Consider the following 373-nt stretch of genomic DNA (forward strand, 5'->3'; position numbering starts at 1 on the left):
TATCCCTACTTCGCGCATGTGAACCTGCTTCGGCTTTGTGCCTATTTCTATTCGACCGGTGCCGCGGCAGTGATCGGATCGATGGTCGACATGTATGCCGCCGGTCCGTTGGCCGAGTGCAGCTACGACGGCAGCATCCCGCTTGTCGATGCTTCCCCCTATTTCGATCCGGAGCCGGGTTGGCTGCGCGCACGTGACGGCCTGTACCCGCCTGAGCAGATGTTCGGCGGGGTGAGGGAGCGGGTGTTCTGGCATGGCCGCTTCAAGCAGACGTTTCCCCCGTGCCTGACCAAGGTGCCGATCGTGCGGTGGGACAGGAGCACGCATTACCATGCGGCGCAGCACACCATCAGCAAGGTGCGGTTCAGCGAAC

General features: G+C 62.5%; 1 pseudogene. It reads left to right on the forward strand.

From position 1 onward, the window contains the following. Positions 1-373 (forward strand): annotated as a pseudogene (locus tag EN852_RS41290) (hypothetical protein); the annotation flags it as partial.

Source organism: Mesorhizobium sp. M2E.F.Ca.ET.209.01.1.1 (assembly GCF_004010375.2).
GTDB lineage: Bacteria > Pseudomonadota > Alphaproteobacteria > Rhizobiales > Rhizobiaceae > Mesorhizobium.